The organism is Bradyrhizobium sp. 17 (genome assembly GCF_023073515.1).
Classification (GTDB): domain Bacteria; phylum Pseudomonadota; class Alphaproteobacteria; order Rhizobiales; family Xanthobacteraceae; genus Bradyrhizobium; species Bradyrhizobium canariense_D.
Map to the genome: position 1 here is coordinate 531700 of NZ_JADPJQ010000130.1, position 15255 is coordinate 546954.

Sequence of the window (15255 nt, forward strand, 5' to 3'; positions counted from 1 at the left end):
CAACTTCGCTGAGCACTTGGAGAAGCAAAAATGAACAGCACGAATCCTAAAGAGATCGTCATCAATGCCTGGAAGACTTTTAAAACCCGTGATGCGCAGTTGATCGCGGAGTTGTTTACTCCCGATGCCGAATGGATCGCACCGGCTGGAAATGCCACGGCGGTCGCTCTCAAGCACACCGACCACATGATTGGACCGGACCAAATCGCACAGTTTATTGCCTCGGAAATGCATCATCTGTTCTCGAACGTCGACATCTCGTTTCGGGGCATTCATGCCGATGGCGATACTGTGATCGTCGAGGAGCGAATGCGAGCCACTCTTCCTGGAGGCAAGCCCTACGAGAATGACTATTGCTTCGCTTTTGTCCTTTCCGGCGAGCGGATCAAGCTGGTTCGCGAATACATGGACACCCGAAAGGGCTGGCAGATGATTTTCGAGCCGCTTTAAAGGCTGCTTTGGGTCACAAGCGGTCCTCGACCGGCTGCGCAGGCAGGTCAGCTCTGGGCCACGAACAGACTCCTTTGCTCTTGCCGTGTCCAAGAAAAGCCGCCTCGCGGCGGCCAGATGTCGGAAATACATTTCGATCACTACGCTAGTGCGGACTGCCGCAGAGCCTAGGCTACAATCGGCCGGTGACCCGGTAGACTCGCGCCTCGCCTTCGACGCCGCGCAGCGGCGCCTCGAACTCCTCGACATGGTGGCCCGCCAGCAGCTGGCGAACAGCGGGCGCGGTGTAGAGTGCTTCAGTGAGACAGATTTCGCCGGCGTCGGCGAATGATTGCACCCGCGCGGCAATATTCACGGTCTGGCCGAAATAGTCGAGATTCTCGTTGAGGGTCACGGCGATGGAAGGACCGCAATGTGCCCCCATTTTGAGAACGACGGCGGGCTGGCCGTGCTTGGCGTTGAACTCTCCGATGTCCCGCAGAATGTGCAGCGCTGCCTCCACGGCATCCACCGGCCGGAAAAACGCAGCCATGACGGCGTCGCCGATGGTCTTCACGATGGCACCGGCATGCCGATGGGCAATTGCGTCGAGGAGAGCGAAATGTTCGCGGACGAGAGCATAGGCATTAAGATCCCCGAGGCGCTCGTAGAGCGCGGTCGAACCCTTCAGGTCCGTGAACAGGAACGTCACCTGCCGAACGCCGAGGCCCTCCTCCTCATCTACGCGCTCTGAGCGGAAGAGCTTGCGGAACGTCTGACGCGTCAGCAGCATCCCGCCCGAGACGTAGGGATCGAATTCGAGGGTCGGCTTCTCTGGCATTTCCAAGATTTCAGGTGGCCAGTTGATCAGGAGCAGCGAACCGCGCTTAGGGCCGGTGTTGCTGATCTCGAAGATCACAGGCCCCGACGGCACGGCCGAAACGGCGGGCGTGAACCGCTGCCCGTCATAGGTGGCACGAACGATCGTCGGAGTATTCGGCATCTGCACGGCAGTGGGATCGAGCGCGACCGGGAGCGTAAAGCCCGCCTGGGTCTGGACGTTGACGCCTGAGACCGCGCCCGGCCCAATATCGGTCTGCAGCGTCGTTGTCAGACCGGACGGCAGATAAGTCATTCCGCGAACGAAACCGCGCAAGACATCGACAAATCGAGTCTGTCCGCCGGGCAGCCGTCCGCTGTTGGCGAACTTGAGCTTCCAGTGCAGATCTTCGATCGAGAGATTGTCGACGTCATACAAGGCGAGGTGCCGAATTTGCGGCGAGACGGAGAAGGACACTTCGATGAAGTCGTCGAGTTCGGTGTGACCCTCGATATCGCAAAGCCCGCAGACGAAATGGCTCCGGAGCGCACGGAGCCTCCCGAAGCTTTCCAGCACCAGACCCGAGTGGGGGCAGAGAATGTCCCAATGCATGTCGACCAGCCCGGCGCGAGCGGCATGGAGAAACAGATCGATCGACTCCGGCTCAGCCACACTGCGATCACGGGCGAACGCCAGCGGATTGGCGCGGTACAGGCTGACCTCGTCACCACTGCGAATCAGCGTTTCGAACTTGGAGATTACGCGCGGGCTCCAAGTGCGGGCCTGCTCGATCTGCGTCATCTTGCTTTCGAGAAGACGCTCGTCAATGGATGTCATCGATCAGCTCCTGACGATGGCAATCTATCAGCTTCGCCCGGTCCTCGCGAGCCATCCGATGCCGCACGGCCTATTGCACTGCAAGGATTTTCAAGCCACCCATGTCGCTTATGGGTCAAAGTGCGAAGAACTCAACCTGAGCAAATCTACTCCGCCATGCCTCGCTGGATGGACCTCAATATGGTGCGCCCACGACGTCGCTGAAGCCCCAAAAGCTGACCCGTATATCGGGAGATGCCGCGCATTGCAGTGAGTCCGATCACATGCAGGAACGGTGGTCTGCTCCAACAGGGCCGTTTGAGAAGGGTAGCTTCCAGCGAGGGGACAGAATGGAGAAGTATGGAGGGGCGCCATCGAGGTGCGTGACTATGACCCCGACTGGCCGGTTCGTTTCCAGCAGGAGTGCCGTCGCTTGCGATTTATGATCGGTCCGGCGCTCAAGATCGAACACATGGGCAGTACGTCTGTGTCCGGCCTCTCGGCCAAACCGATTATCGACATCTTGGTCGGCCTCCCGAACTTGTTGCGCGCGAAGTCCACGTTTGTGAGGCCATTCGCGCAACTCAGATACACCTACATCCCCGAGTACGAAGCATGGTTACCTGGTGAACTGTTTTTTCGGAAGAGGATGCCTGGACCCTGGACACACCATCTTCACATCATGGAGCAATGCAATCCACGCTGGAGAGATTTCCTGCTGTTTCGCGACTACTTGCGCTTACACCCGGAAATCGCTGCCGCGTACGGAAGCCAAAGAAATCGCTCGCGGATGAATTTGACAAGAACATCGAGGGCTTTCGCAAAACAAAACATCGGTTGTGAGGGAGATAACCGACAAGGCGCTATCAGCATTCGGGAAGTATTGTTTTGCGCTGCCACAGCGACGAGATATGCCGTGCGGCGCTGCTAAGATGTCCGCTTCGGGTCCACAAGCTGGAATGCCAACGAGCAGCTCCTTGCTCGAGCCTCACAGCGCAAGGCACGGGTGGAGTTCTCTCCCTTCAGGCGCTTGGCAGGGACCGAGTAAGGAGCTGCCGGCGAGCCTTCTTCAGATCGGTCGCCAGTTTTATTTTCTCTCTCAAAACGAGGATTTCGGAATATTCCTTTTGGATCTCTGGGCGGGTGCGAAGTGCTTCAAGCTGCTGGGCGGTCAGTTTCAGTATCGCGGCAATATGCGTACTCTGGATGTGGTGCATGGCAATCAAATCCGCTGTTGGAAAAAACGGAACGGCACGATACAGCGAACTGCGGTGCGGCGTCGCTGGAAATAAACAGCCAGCCTTACTGTCGTTTTTTTTTGCAGCGCGTCGCTGCCCTCATCAGGTAGGGGGCTGCCGTCTGCTCATAATGAATTTCTTGACCGCATGAATCGTGCGAGCAAGCTGTCGCGGCCGGCGACTACGCGGCGGCGTGACTAGCACAACGAAGAGCAGGTTCAGCAGCAGCCAGCAGCCGACCGCGATGAAAAAGGTACTTCATAACTCCTCAAGGGTGCCCTCGGAAGAGCACTGCAAGAAGAGCGGCAGCAACAATCGCGAGCCAGATCATCGAAACAACGAAGCTGGCGAAATGCCAATCTACGTCGCGGCGCCTGGTCTGCATTGTGTCTCCTTCCGGAGGCCGTGTGTCGTCGTCTCAGCGGCCTCTATCGTCCTTGCCGTTGGGGCTGCCGTCTCCGCCGCCGTTGCCCCAGCCGTTGTTGCCGTGATGGTGATGGTCGTCGTGGACCGCGCCTGCGCCCGACTTCGCGATCGCATCCGATGTAAGGGATGTCGACAGGAGTAGGGTGATGGCTGGAGGTGTCACCGCCGCGAACTTTCCGCAGGTTCTTAAGAACTCGCGACGGTCGTCCTGATCTGGCATGCGTTTCTCCGTCCAGAGATAAGCCCAAATTAAATCACAATAACTGAATTAAATCAATTTAATTTCGTTCCAGAAGAAAGCGGCCCGCCCACTCGTCCACTCCCTCAGGGGAAGCTCGACGCGCTGGAGTCCGCTGTGGTCACAAGCCGCCGACCACGCCGAAGGTGGGAGCTTCCGCTTTGCCTTGGTAAGCCGACGTTTATGAGGTCACGTCCTCCGCGAGAGCGGCTTCGACCGCTCGGCTCGGCGGCAGGCCAAGAGCAGGTCAGGAACTCGCGGAGGCGTTGCGGATTGGCTCTGTCGGCCGGACTGAGTGCCTCCAGCGAGACGGCTATGGCGAGCGACCGCAACACATTCCTCGGCGTCGCGGCGTGCGACCTTGCCCTGCCTCTTGGCGAAGCCGACGTCGTCATCTTCGGAGCTGCCGACGCCACGCCGCATTTGAAGGGCAGGACCAGCCATGCCGCGAATGGCCCAGCGGCCATTCGCAATGCTTTGCGCGTTTATCAGACCGACCTTGCCAGGTGGGATTTCGACCAAGACGGAATCCTGCTCGACCCGGAGCAAATCCGGGTCGTCGATGGCGGCGATCTTGCCACGTCACCCGAGGCCCCCGAGCAAAACCGGAATGCAATCAGGTCCGCCACCAGGAAGATCCTGAAGTCCGGCGCGGTACCCATGCTGCTCGGCGGAGATGATTCTGTCCCCATACCGTTCTTCGAGGCGTTCGAAGACATGGGCAAGCTGACGATCCTGCAGATCGACGCGCATCTGGATTGGAAGGACCAGCGCGACGGCTCAGCACATACGTTTTCCAGCACGATGCGGCGCGCCAGCGAGTTGCCTTGGGTCGAACGCATTGTGCAGGTCGGTTTACGGGGTATCGGCGGCTCGGGCCTGCAGGAGCTCAGTTGCGCGCGGAATTGGGGCTCCAGGATTATTACGGCACGAGAGCTCAAAAGCCGGGGCGTTCAAGCCGTCCTGAGTGCAATCGAGGACAGCGCGAATTGCCTGATCACGATCGACTGCGACGGCCTGGATCCGTCCGTCATTCCCGGCGTGCTGCTGCCGCAACCTGGCGGCTTGTCCTATTTCGACGTCATAGACCTGATCGCGGGCGTCGCCTCGAAGGCCAGAATTGTCGGTCTTGATCTGGTCGAATTGGTGCCGGAGCGTGATCTGCAGAATATTGGGGCGATCTGCGCAGCGCGGATCATCTGCAACGCCATTGGACATATCGCCAAGCAGAAACGCTAGCCGGTGGGCATGTGTCCGAGCGCCTTGCGGATCATCGCGGCGAGCTGGTTGCGGCGGTAGGGTTTTGTCAGCAGCATGACGCCGTCGTCGAGCTTGCCGTGGTGGACGATGGCGTTGTCGGTATAGCCGGAAGTGTAGAGCACCTTCACGCCGGGGCGGATCGTCGCAACCTTGTCGGCGAGGTCGCGTCCGCTCATGCCGCCGGGGATGACGACGTCGGTGAACAGTAGATCGAACGGCTGGCCGGCCCGGATCAACTCCAGCGCGGCCTTGCCGTCGGGCGCGGCGACGGTCTGGTAGCCGAGGCTCTGGAGCTGCACGGTGACGAAGTTGCGCACCAGCGGATCATCCTCGACCACAAAAATGGTCTCGGCGCCACCCTCGGCCGGCGGTGCGGCAGAGGTGACTGGCTCGGTCATGCCTTCGCCCGGCGGCAGATAGAGCTTGATCGTGGTGCCGTGGCCTTCCTCGCTGTAGATCTTGATGTGGCCGCCGGATTGCTTGACGAAGCCGTAGACCATGGAAAGGCCGAGGCCGCTTCCCTTGCCGACCTCCTTGGTGGTGAAGAACGGCTCGAAGGCCTGCTGTTGCACCTCGGCCGGCATGCCGGTGCCGGTGTCGCTGACGGCGAGCATCACGTAAGGGCCGGGCCGCACGTCGGGATTGCTTTGCGCATAGGCCTGGTCGAGCACGACGCGGTGGGCCTCGAGCAGCAGCTTGCCGCCGTTCGGCATGGCGTCGCGGGCGTTGATGGCCATGTTGAGCAGGGCATTGGTGAGGCGGGACGGATCGATGTGCGCGGTCATCTGCCCCTGTTCGAGCACGGTCTCGATCTCGATCTGCTCGCCGAGGGTGGGGCGCAGGAGTTTCGCGATGTCCGCGACCGCGGCGTTGATCTCGACGTTGCGCGGCTGCAGCGGCTGCCTGCGCGCGAAGGCGAGCAGATGCTGAATCAGCTCGGCGCAGCGCTCGGCGGCCTCGTCGATCAGGCGTGCCACGCGCTGGAGCTCGGGCTGCTGCTTCAGGCTCGCCACCAGCGTCTCGGTATTGCCGGAGATCACGGTCAGCATGTTGTTGAAGTCGTGCGCGACGCCGCCGGTGAGCTTGCCGATGGCATCCAGCTTCTGCGACTGGTACAATTGCCGCTCGGTCTCGCGCGAGGTGGTCGCGTCGTGATAGACCAGCACCGCGCCGGAGACGTTGCCTTTCCCGTCCAGCATCGGCCGGCCGCTGATCATGAGATGACGGGGAGCATTGCCGCTGTGCGGGCGGACGATCATCTCCATGTTCTCGAACGGCTCGCCACGCAGCACGCGTGCCGACGGTAACTCGTCGGCCTTGAGCGGGGTGACGCCGTCGCCGTGAAGCACGATGGACATCGCGCGCAGATTGCGCAGGTTCATGCCGGTCCGGTGCAGCAGCATGCGCTCGGCGGCGGGATTGGACAGAAGGACATTGCCCTCGGCATCGATGACCAGCACCGCCTCCGCCATGCTGTGAAAGGTGCTCTGGAGCACGTTGACCGAGAGGCGCAGCTCGTCATGCGCGGTGACCAGATGCTCGGTGCGCTCGGCCACCGCGGCCTCGAGCTGCTGCTTGGCGGCCGTGGTCTCCATTAGCGTGCTCTTGAGTGCGCCCTCACTGCGCCGGCTCTCGCGCATCATCATCACGACCAGCAGCAGGATCACCAACGCGCCGGCGACGTCGATGCCGAGCAGCACGATGCCGGTGCGGCGCGAATCCTGGGAGCGCGCCGCGAGCAATCGTTCTTCCTCTGCGCTCAAATGATCGAAATTGCCCATCACCGTGTCCATGAGGCCACGGCCCTCGCCCTTGCCCTGGACTGCGGCAATGCCGGCCTGATCGTTTCCGGCGCGCAGGCGCATCACTTCGGCGGCGATCTCGATCCGGCGCAGCGCCAGCGGCTCGGTGCCCTCGAGCAGCGCGACATGTTCGGGAGTGTCGCGCACGCTGCGCTTGAGGTCGGCGAGTGCGGGTGCGATACGGGCGTGCACCGCCTGGAATTCTTCGCTGAAGCTCGGGTTGCGATAGATCTCGTAGCCACGTGCGGCGCTCTCGGCACTGCGCATCAGCACGCGCAGGTCGGAGATCTTCTTCAGCACCCCGACGGTGTGATTGACCCAGGCCGCATCGGACCGTGACTTGACGTCGAGGCCGATCGAGGCTGCGGTGATGATCAGGAGGATGGCAAGTCCAGCACCGAGAATGACGCGCTGCGTTGGGATCAAGGGACTTCTTTCTTGTCCTTCGGCTGCGAGCCATCGCCCGGCACGGCGATGCATTCCCGGATCGTGGTCAGCAGCGTGTCCGGCGTGAACGGCTTGCGCAGGCAGCGGGTCGCGCCAAGCTCCAGCGCCATCCGGAGGAAGTCGGGAGAGGGCGAGGCGGATGATGCGAAGGCGTAGCCGGACATCGCGATTAGCGGAACCGCCGGCGCGCGCTCGTGAAAGATGCGAATGGACTCGAAGCCGCGCATATGCGGCATGAAGATGTCAACCAGCATCACGTCGAAATTCTGTGTTTCGAGCGCAGCCAAACCCGTTTCTCCGCCGTCAGTCAACGTGACGTCGAAGCCCTGACGTTGGAGGAGGACCTCGATGGTCGCGCCGACCATCGGATCGTCATCAACCACGAGAATGCGCGGCATGACACTTCCCAGTCATCGAAGTCCCCACAGCCAAGTTGATACAGGTGAATCGCGCGTCGGGTCAATTTGGGATTGGATAAGGGTAGATATGCACGGTGCGGTGAATAAAGGTCCGCTCGCATCGATTGTACGCGACACTTGCCGATGTCGAATACGAGGCGAGCGAAACAGGTGAGGCGCCTGAATGAAAAAGGCGCCGCATCGCTGCGACGCCTTCTTCTTCAAGTGTTTCAGGTCGTGTTACGGGCAGGGATGACGCTGGCCGTCATAGCCCAGATAGGTGCCGGACGCGGGATCGTAGGACTTGTAGCGCTGCGCGCAGTAGGCCGCGGAGTCGCCGCCGCCATCGGGGACCACGGCCACTGTCGGTTCATCATAGTAGCTGTCGCCGTAATAGTAGGGGTCGTCGTAATACCCGCCGCCGTAATAGGCGTACGAGCCGAGGCCGCCGATCGCAGCGCCGGCCGCGAACCCGGGCCAAAAGCCGCCGCCGTGACGATGATGCCAGTGACGACCACTCCAATTGCCGCTACCACCCTGCCAGTTGCCCGCAGTCGCGACGCTGCGTGTACCGCTGTAGGACGGCGAGAAGGCCTGTCGGCTCACCGTGCCGGCTGCGAAGCTGCCACCGCCCGGACGTACTGCTGCGCCGGCCGCGAAATTGCCGCCGCCGCCGCCGATCCGCGCGCCGCCGAAGTTGCCGCCGCCCATGCGGGCGCCGCCGCCACCGAAATGTGCCCCGCCGCCGCCGCCACCGAAGTGTGCTCCGCCGCCGCCACCGAAGTGTGCTCCGCCGCCGCCGCCACCAAAGTGTGCTCCGCCGCCGCCGACCGCTGCGGCCCGACTTTGGGCAAAGCTCGGCGTCGCCAACGGGATAACCAATGCCACTGCCGCAGCCGTGCTCAAGACTTTCAGACTTTTCATGATCAAAACTCCTTTTCCCGGAAGCAAACCCCATGAAAGGGCCGGAGTTCCTGGGATCACGGGGGTTTGCGTGCGACGAAAAGTTCTCATGGCGACGCTGTATCCGGCATGAACGGATCGCGTCCGATTTGCGGCAGCGTTCCGTGCCGGGGACTGCATCTGCAGCGCGGCATTGCCGCCCGCGCCGAACTGGACATTTCGCCGTCCGGATGGCATCAGGACCCGACGAAGCAGGGCCCTTGCCGCATGAAACAGTTCTTCCTCAAGTTTTTCACCTGGTGGAATGGCCAGACGTTTGGCACCCAACTCTGGACCAAGCGCTACGGCGAGCTGGTCGGCCAGGACGAGCAGGGCAACCTCTATTATCGCACCCGCGGCGGGGCGATCGACCCGGTGCTCGGCTTCGAGCGCCGCTGGGTGGTCTATAACGGCTACGCCGAGGCCAGCCGTATCCCGCCGTCCTGGCACGGCTGGATGCATCACACCGTCGACGTGCCGCCGACGCAGGACAACTACCAGCCGCGCGAATGGGAAAAGCCGCACCAGCCCAATCTCACCGGCACGGCCAACGCCTACCGTCCCGCGGGCTCGACGCTCGCCAGCGGCAAGCGGCCGAAGGCGACCGGCGACTATCAGCCCTGGACGCCGAGCTAGCCTTCCGATTCCCGTCTCAACCCTTGTCGTGGGGGTGGATGCACCCGCATCCGCCTCGCTTTGCTGTGGACAACGGGAACAGCGGGGATGAGTGCTGCGCGGGCATTGCAGCCACGCGGGCGATGCGGCTCAATGGTCGCATCTTACGGAGATGGGAGACCATCGCGTTCGGTTCGGGCAACAGTTCGCGACTGTCCCGAAATGCAGCGGCCGCCGACCAGGACTCGATCGGGAGATAGGCCCCCGGTCTGGAAGCTCCGAAATCGCCCGATGAAATGTGCAGCCGCCGTAAGACAGGAAAGGCCGCTCGGGAAACCGGGCGGCCTTTTTCTTTGATAGAGGGACGACTGGATTTCGCGTGCCCCGGACGCTGCGCGGCACCGCTACGCGATGCATCGCGTCCGGGACACGAGAGTGGAGACTAGGTCATCCGCTCGGCCGCACGCTTCACCGCCTCTAGCCGGCGCGCCTGACCCTGCGCGCCGCGCTCTTTTAGTAATGCCAGCACCTCCGCCGGCGCGGTATCCGGCGAGCCTGCATTGAACGGCGGGGCCGGATTGTATTCGAGCTGAAGCTGGATCGCCTCCGCGGTGGTGCGATCGACCATGATCGACACCAGGGTCAGAGCGAAATCGATTCCCGCGGTGACGCCGCCGCCGGTGATGCGGTTGCGGTCGACGCAGACGCGCGTCTTGGTCGGCGTCGCGCCGAACTGAGCGAGCATCTCCATCGCGCTCCAATGCGTGGCGGCGCGATAGCCCTTCAAGAGGCCGGCGGCGCCGAGAGCCAGCGATCCCGTGCAGACCGAGGTGACGTATTTGGCACCCTCGGCCTGCCGGCGCAGGAAACCGAGCACCTCCTCGTCATTGAGCAGATCGTTGGTGCCGCCGCCGCCGGGCACGCAGATCACGTCGAGCTGCGGGCAGTCGGCGAATGTCGTGGTCGGCGTCAGCGTCAGCACGGAATCGCTCGGCACCGGCTCGACCCGTTTCCAGATCAAATGCAGTTTTGCGCCGGGCACGGAGGAGAACACCTGCAAGGGGCCCGTGAAATCGAGCTGGGTGACGCGCGGAAACACCAAGAGACCGATCTGGAGCGGGGACGACATGAGAGCCTCCAATTATGAGCTTGACGGAAGCAGCCTCTCATGATGCCTTTCCGTCCAGAATGGCGTATTTCCCTCGCTTTCGGACATGACCATGATCGGCATCCTGATCTTCCCGGACTTCCAGTTGCTCGATGCGGCCGGCCCGATCTCCGTGTTCGAGATCGCGGCGCGCTGCACGGGCAAGACGACGACCGGGATCCGCGTGCTGGCGGTGAGCGCGGGGCCGGTGCGCAGCTCGTCGGGCGTGGAGATGATGGCGCGCGACTTCAAGTCGGCCAATGCGATCACGACGCTGGTCGTGGCGGGAGGCGCGGGCGTGACGGATGCCGCGCGCTGCGAGGTCACGCGCGCCTTCGTGCAGCGGCTGGCGCGGCGCGGCGTGCGGGTCGCGAGCGTCTGCTCGGGCGCCTATGTGCTCGCCGAAGCAGGCCTGCTCGACGGCCGCCGCGCCACCACGCATTGGGGACGCACGCGGGATTTCGTCGCGCGCTATCCCAAGGTGAAGTTCGAGCCGGACCAGATTTTCACCCGCGACGGCAATGTGTGGACGTCGGCCGGCATCACGGCCGGCATCGACCTTGCGCTCGCGATGGTGACGGAGGATCACGGTGAGCAGATCGCGCAGGACACGGCGCGGCAGCTCGTGCTGTATCATCGCCGCAGCGGCGGCCAGTCGCAATTCTCGTCACTTCTGGAATTGAAGACGCCGAACGGCCGCTTCGGCGCGCTGCTGTCCTGGGCGCGCGAGAACCTCGACGCTCGCTTGACTGTCGAAGATCTCGCCGACCGCGCCGGCATGAGCGCGCGGCATTTTGCCCGCGCCTTTGCCGCCGAGACCGGCACGACGCCTTCAAAGGCCATCGAGCGCTTGCGCATCGAGGTCGCGCGCGAGCGCGTGCAGTCCTCGCGCGAGGCGATCGAACTCGTCGCGGAGACGACCGGTTTCCGCGATCCCGAGCGCATGCGGCGCGCCTTCATTCGCGCCTTCGGCCAGCCGCCGCAAGCGCTGCGGCGCGCGGCAAGGGCCGGGTAGGGAGAATTGATCGAGTTGGAGAGCCCGCTTGAGCGGGTGAGCACACTTGGATATTTGAGCAGACTTGCATATTGCGCGGCATTTCGCCCTTTGGACCCGGAACGGACCTCGTCAAGCGAATGCACCCGTTGTAGACGATGTGTACAACACGTACCGTCGCCGATCCGATGCAAAGGAACCCCAATGACCGATCGAGAAAAGATTCTGATTGCCCTTCGCGAAAAACCTCTGAAGACCTTCGAAGTCATGAAGCGCGTGAACATCAAGAATCAGGACGACTGCCAATCGCTCCTGTTGAAGATGCGTGACGAAGGCGCCGTGAAGTTCGACATTCACAAGGGACATTGGCGCGCTGCGTGACGACATTCGCCTGGTCACCAGCGGCCTCGCGATGGCAGAGCGGACATGACTTGCGTGTTGGCAAGGCTTGCGAATTGGTTCAGCCCGATGCGGCCTTGCCGCCGGTCGCCGCGGCGCCCGAGGCCTGTGCGCGCGCCGTCAAGCGCCGCGCGATCGGCATCAGCATGTAGGGCGCCAGGTGAATGGGAAACTGCGTCATCGCGAAATAGAGCCAGGTGGTGGGCGGCAGCGCGCCGGCGGTCGCGGCGAGCATCAGGCCCAGATTGCGCTGTGACACCATCAGCCCGAGCGCCAGCGCGCGCTCATAGCCGATGCGGCGGAACAGCAGCGTGGTCACGGCGAGCAGCGTGAAATAGATCGCGAAGGCGAGAGCCGCGAAGCCGATGGTGGAGACCGGCCGGGCGACGAGATCGCTCGCGACGTCGCCCATGATCGCGGTCGCGAAGACCAGCAGGATGACGATGTTGAAGCCGTCGATCGGCTGCCTGTGGCGCTGGATCGCGGCCGCGCCGAAGACTTGCCGGATCACGGTCGCGGCCAGCAGCGATGCTGCGAGGATGCCGAGCAGCTTCAGCCCCAGCGCAGGCGGCGAGATACTGAGCATGTCGCCGAGGAAGAGGCTTGCGAACAGCGATGCCGTGAACGGTACCAGCGCCGTCGCGCTCACCAGCGTGACCAGCACCAGCGTTGCGTCGAGGCCCATCAGCGCCGCCAGCGCCGGTGCGGCCATCATCGGCGAGGCCATGCTCTGCAGCATCAACGCCAGGGCAAGGTCGGGCGCGCGCGCCGTGAGCCCGGTGACATGGACGATCAGCCCGATGATCACAGGCACGCCGATCATGGTCCAGACGGTCGCGGTCGCGACCAGCGCCGGCCGGCGCAGATGGCCGGTGAGCGCGGCGAGATCGACCCGCATGAAGGAGATGCAAAGCAGAACGAAGATCGCCTCGGTGACGTAGGGGCGCAACAACGCCCCGAGCGGCGGTACCGCGAGCGCGATGAACACGACGGCGGCCACCGCGCGGGTGCCCTGGCCGCCAAGCCATGTCAGACCGCGCAGCGGGAGGGCGAATATGCTTTGAAGAACAGGCGGCATCGGGAATGGCGTTCAGGCCAATCCTTTCAGCCACGCGCCGATCTCGCTCACGGCGACATTGGCCTCTCGCAGCAATTTCCCCATCGTGAGGAAGCCGTGGAACTGGCCGGGATAGTGCTTGTAGGCCACGGGCACGCCGGCCCGCTTCAGCCGCTCGGCATATTCGCCGCCTTCGTCGCGCAGGGGATCGGCACCGGCGGTCAGCACATAGGCCGGCGGCAGGCCGGCCAGGTTTGTCGCCCGTGCCGGCGAGGCGCGCCAGTCGTGGATATCGGCGGCGCCGTTGAGATAATGGTCGCGGAACCAGCGGATCACCGAATGCGTCAGCAGCACGCTCGTCTCGGGTTCGCGGTGAGAGCCGTGCGTCATGGCGAAATCGGTTGCCGGGTAGATCAGCAACTGGCCCGCGATGGCCGGACCGTCGCCGTCGCGCGCGGCGAGCGCGACGACTGCGGCAAGATTGCCGCCGGCGCTGTCGCCACCGATCGAAAGCCGGGAGGCGTCGATGCCGAGTTCGCGCGCGTTGGCGGCGACCCATTTGGTCGCGGCGATCGCGTCATCGATGGCGGCGGGAAATTTGTGCTCGGGCGCGAGGCGGTAGTCCACCGAGATCACGATCAGCGCGCCGGCGTCGGCGAGCTGGCCGCAGACGACGTCATGGGAGTCGAGATCGCCGATCACCCAGCCGCCGCCGTGGAAGAACACCAGCGCCGGGGACAAGCCATCATACCGCCGCGGCTCTTTCGGAACATAGAGGCGCGCGGGAATGGCGCCGTGCGGTGCCGGGATCGACAGCGGCGTGACGCGCGCGAGGTCAGGTGGCTCGGGATTGGTCGCAAAGCGCGCCTGCGCGTAATAGGCCCGCGCTTCCGGTGCGGTCAGGGTCTCATAGGCGGGCCGGCCGGCCTCCTGAAAGGCCTTGTAGACGGCGGCGGCATCGGGATCGAGCACGACGGGCATGGGAAGCGACCTCTGGGTTTCTGATTGTTCGTTGGACGTCGTTTTCGGGGCGATGCCCGCCTGACCCCTGAGAGGAGTGCTCGACTATTCCATCCGGGGGCCGATCTGGCCAGACCGGGCCGGGAAGGGCAGGGATGCCGCCCTTCCCCCGCCGTATTCGCCGTGTTAACCGGATGGCCTGCGAGCGGCGGTATCCCCTGTAGAATGTCCTCCAGCAAGCCCGATTCGCTGTTGAAGCCGCGCGAGATATGTTTCGAACATTTACCCTGACAGGTCTTGCGGCGCTTCTGGCCGCCACCGCACTGACGGCTGCGACGCCGGCGCAGGCGCAGATCGGCACGATCTTCTCCGATCCGCCGCCGCTGCGGCCGCCCGGCACCATTCCGCGTGGCCAGCCCCAGCCGCAGCCGCAGATCCCCGATGACGACGAAGAGGTGCCGGAGCTGCCGCCGCAGGGCCGTGTGCTGCCGTCGCGTCCGATGGCGCCACCGCCAGGCCGGCAGGGCAATGTGATGCCGGGGCCGGTCGAGACCCAACCTCTGGCGCCGCCGCCCGGTTCTAGCGCCGCTCCGCCAAACCAGCCGCCGCCCGTCGCGGTCGCTCCGCCCAATCCGCAAGGCGCCCCGGGTGCGCCCGGTCAGCGTCAGCCACAGCAGAAGGGCGGACCGGGCGGCGCTGTCCCGCAGACGCCGGCGAGCCTTCAGCCGGGCGACGAAGTCGTCACCGAGCCGCCGGCCCAGAAGATCGTGAACAAGAAAGCGACCTTCTCCGGCCTCGACAAGATCACCGGGCGCATCATCAACTTCGACGAGGAGATCGGCGAGACCGTGCAGTTCGGGGCGCTGCGCGTCAAAACCGACGCCTGCTACACGCGGCCGGCGACCGAGGCCGCCAACACCGACGCCTTCGTCGAGGTCGACGAGATCACCTTGCAGGGTGAGGTGAAGCGCATCTTCTCGGGCTGGATGTACGCGGCAAGTCCGGGCCTGCACGGCGTCGAGCACCCGATCTACGATATCTGGCTCACCGACTGCAAAGAGCCGCAGCAAACGATTGCGACCGCGGCACCGGATCCCGGCACCAAGCCGGCACCGCCGCCGCCCGCGCAGAAGAAGGCCGCGCCCAAGCAGGTGCAGCAGCGTCCGCCGCAGCCGTTACCGCCGATCCAGCAGCAGCAGCCGGCACCGCCGCCACCACCCGAGCAGCGGCCGGGTCTGTTCGGTTTCCCCGGGTTTGGCCGGTAAAT

15 protein-coding genes and 1 pseudogene are annotated in these 15255 nt (G+C 63.8%); 7 read left to right on the forward strand and 9 right to left on the reverse strand.

Annotation, left to right across the window (positions count from 1 at the left end):
* Window positions 1-30 precede the first annotated feature (30 nt).
* Window positions 31-450, forward strand: a complete 420-nt coding sequence (locus tag IVB13_RS38860; RefSeq protein ID WP_085353538.1) for a nuclear transport factor 2 family protein — start codon at window positions 31-33, stop codon at window positions 448-450.
* A 172-nt stretch (window positions 451-622) separates the two neighbouring features.
* Here the strand turns inward: IVB13_RS38860 and IVB13_RS38865 are convergent, their stop codons facing one another.
* Window positions 623-2086 (reverse strand): adenylate/guanylate cyclase domain-containing protein, encoded by a 1464-nt coding sequence (locus tag IVB13_RS38865; protein ID WP_247371011.1) that lies wholly within the window; start codon window positions 2084-2086, stop codon window positions 623-625.
* A gap of 358 nt (window positions 2087-2444) precedes the next feature.
* Here IVB13_RS38865 and IVB13_RS38870 point away from each other — a divergent pair, with 358 nt between their 5' ends.
* On the forward strand, window positions 2445-2996 hold the full coding sequence (locus tag IVB13_RS38870) for a GrpB family protein (protein WP_247492635.1): 552 nt from the start codon (window positions 2445-2447) through the stop codon (window positions 2994-2996).
* A 91-nt stretch (window positions 2997-3087) separates the two neighbouring features.
* Here IVB13_RS38870 and IVB13_RS38875 read toward each other — a convergent pair whose 3' ends face one another.
* Together IVB13_RS38875 and IVB13_RS38880 are read right to left on the reverse strand one after the other, a co-directional pair.
* On the reverse strand, window positions 3088-3282 hold the full coding sequence (locus tag IVB13_RS38875) for a hypothetical protein (RefSeq protein WP_018454499.1): 195 nt from the start codon (window positions 3280-3282) through the stop codon (window positions 3088-3090).
* 439 nt (window positions 3283-3721) lie between these two features.
* Window positions 3722-3949, reverse strand: coding sequence for a hypothetical protein (locus IVB13_RS38880; RefSeq protein WP_085353535.1), 228 nt, complete (start codon window positions 3947-3949; stop codon window positions 3722-3724).
* 333 nt (window positions 3950-4282) lie between these two features.
* On the opposite strand from IVB13_RS38880, the gene IVB13_RS38885 reads away from it, so the two are divergent.
* Window positions 4283-5206 (forward strand): arginase family protein, encoded by a 924-nt coding sequence (locus IVB13_RS38885; protein WP_247368601.1) that lies wholly within the window; start codon window positions 4283-4285, stop codon window positions 5204-5206.
* Here IVB13_RS38885 and IVB13_RS38890 read toward each other — a convergent pair.
* The 3 genes from IVB13_RS38890 to IVB13_RS38900 all read right to left on the reverse strand — a co-directional run bounded on the left by IVB13_RS38890 (window position 5203) and on the right by IVB13_RS38900 (window position 8798).
* Window positions 5203-7455, reverse strand: coding sequence for a CHASE3 domain-containing protein (locus IVB13_RS38890; RefSeq protein ID WP_247371018.1), 2253 nt, complete (start codon window positions 7453-7455; stop codon window positions 5203-5205). The two genes, IVB13_RS38885 and IVB13_RS38890, sit on opposite strands and share 4 nt — an antisense overlap.
* Window positions 7452-7874: a response regulator gene (locus tag IVB13_RS38895; RefSeq protein WP_085353532.1), complete on the reverse strand. Its 423-nt coding sequence runs from the start codon at window positions 7872-7874 to the stop codon at window positions 7452-7454. Before IVB13_RS38895 ends, IVB13_RS38890 begins: the two co-directional genes overlap by 4 nt.
* Window positions 7875-8114: 240 nt before the next feature.
* Window positions 8115-8798: a BA14K family protein gene (locus IVB13_RS38900; protein WP_247371021.1), complete on the reverse strand. Its 684-nt coding sequence runs from the start codon at window positions 8796-8798 to the stop codon at window positions 8115-8117.
* 246 nt (window positions 8799-9044) lie between these two features.
* On the opposite strand from IVB13_RS38900, the gene IVB13_RS38905 reads away from it, so the two are divergent.
* A complete protein-coding gene (locus IVB13_RS38905; RefSeq protein WP_026232746.1) occupies window positions 9045-9452 on the forward strand; it encodes an NADH:ubiquinone oxidoreductase subunit NDUFA12 in 408 nt (135 codons plus the stop codon).
* Window positions 9453-9873: 421 nt separating this feature from the next.
* On the opposite strand, the gene IVB13_RS38910 is transcribed toward IVB13_RS38905, so the two are convergent.
* On the reverse strand, window positions 9874-10560 hold the full coding sequence (locus IVB13_RS38910) for a DJ-1/PfpI family protein (RefSeq protein ID WP_085353530.1): 687 nt from the start codon (window positions 10558-10560) through the stop codon (window positions 9874-9876).
* Between the two features lie 91 nt (window positions 10561-10651).
* On the opposite strand from IVB13_RS38910, the gene IVB13_RS38915 reads away from it, so the two are divergent.
* Together IVB13_RS38915 and IVB13_RS38920 are read left to right on the forward strand one after the other, a co-directional pair.
* A complete protein-coding gene (locus IVB13_RS38915; protein WP_026232745.1) occupies window positions 10652-11593 on the forward strand; it encodes a GlxA family transcriptional regulator in 942 nt (313 codons plus the stop codon).
* A gap of 183 nt (window positions 11594-11776) precedes the next feature.
* Window positions 11777-11953 (forward strand): hypothetical protein, encoded by a 177-nt coding sequence (locus IVB13_RS38920; protein WP_018454491.1) that lies wholly within the window; start codon window positions 11777-11779, stop codon window positions 11951-11953.
* A gap of 79 nt (window positions 11954-12032) precedes the next feature.
* Here IVB13_RS38920 and IVB13_RS38925 read toward each other — a convergent pair whose 3' ends face one another.
* Window positions 12033-13049, reverse strand: a complete 1017-nt coding sequence (locus tag IVB13_RS38925) for a Na+-dependent transporter (protein ID WP_247371024.1) — start codon at window positions 13047-13049, stop codon at window positions 12033-12035.
* Between the two features lie 12 nt (window positions 13050-13061).
* The gene (locus tag IVB13_RS38930; protein WP_247371027.1) at window positions 13062-14009 is read right to left on the reverse strand and encodes an alpha/beta hydrolase; all 948 of its coding nucleotides are present in this window, start codon (window positions 14007-14009) and stop codon (window positions 13062-13064) included.
* A 204-nt stretch (window positions 14010-14213) separates the two neighbouring features.
* Between IVB13_RS38930 and IVB13_RS38935 the strand changes: the two are divergent.
* Window positions 14214-15253 (forward strand): annotated as a pseudogene (locus IVB13_RS38935) (DUF2155 domain-containing protein).
* The last annotated feature ends 2 nt before the right edge of the window (window positions 15254-15255 follow it).

Bases quoted from the DNA above. Each gene is read 5' to 3' on its own strand.
- IVB13_RS38860 (WP_085353538.1), top strand. From the start codon at position 31: ATGAACAGCACGAATCCTAAAGAGATCGTCATCAATGCCTGGAAGACT.
- IVB13_RS38865 (WP_247371011.1), bottom strand. From the start codon at position 2,086: ATGACATCCATTGACGAGCGTCTTCTCGAAAGCAAGATGACGCAGATC.
- IVB13_RS38875 (WP_018454499.1), bottom strand. From the start codon at position 3,282: ATGCACCACATCCAGAGTACGCATATTGCCGCGATACTGAAACTGACC.
- IVB13_RS38880 (WP_085353535.1), bottom strand. From the start codon at position 3,949: ATGCCAGATCAGGACGACCGTCGCGAGTTCTTAAGAACCTGCGGAAAG.
- IVB13_RS38885 (WP_247368601.1), top strand. From the start codon at position 4,283: ATGGCGAGCGACCGCAACACATTCCTCGGCGTCGCGGCGTGCGACCTT.
- IVB13_RS38895 (WP_085353532.1), bottom strand. From the start codon at position 7,874: ATGCCGCGCATTCTCGTGGTTGATGACGATCCGATGGTCGGCGCGACC.
- IVB13_RS38900 (WP_247371021.1), bottom strand. From the start codon at position 8,798: ATGAAAAGTCTGAAAGTCTTGAGCACGGCTGCGGCAGTGGCATTGGTT.
- IVB13_RS38905 (WP_026232746.1), top strand. From the start codon at position 9,045: ATGAAACAGTTCTTCCTCAAGTTTTTCACCTGGTGGAATGGCCAGACG.
- IVB13_RS38910 (WP_085353530.1), bottom strand. From the start codon at position 10,560: ATGTCGTCCCCGCTCCAGATCGGTCTCTTGGTGTTTCCGCGCGTCACC.
- IVB13_RS38915 (WP_026232745.1), top strand. From the start codon at position 10,652: ATGATCGGCATCCTGATCTTCCCGGACTTCCAGTTGCTCGATGCGGCC.
- IVB13_RS38920 (WP_018454491.1), top strand. From the start codon at position 11,777: ATGACCGATCGAGAAAAGATTCTGATTGCCCTTCGCGAAAAACCTCTG.
- IVB13_RS38925 (WP_247371024.1), bottom strand. From the start codon at position 13,049: ATGCCGCCTGTTCTTCAAAGCATATTCGCCCTCCCGCTGCGCGGTCTG.
- IVB13_RS38930 (WP_247371027.1), bottom strand. From the start codon at position 14,009: ATGCCCGTCGTGCTCGATCCCGATGCCGCCGCCGTCTACAAGGCCTTT.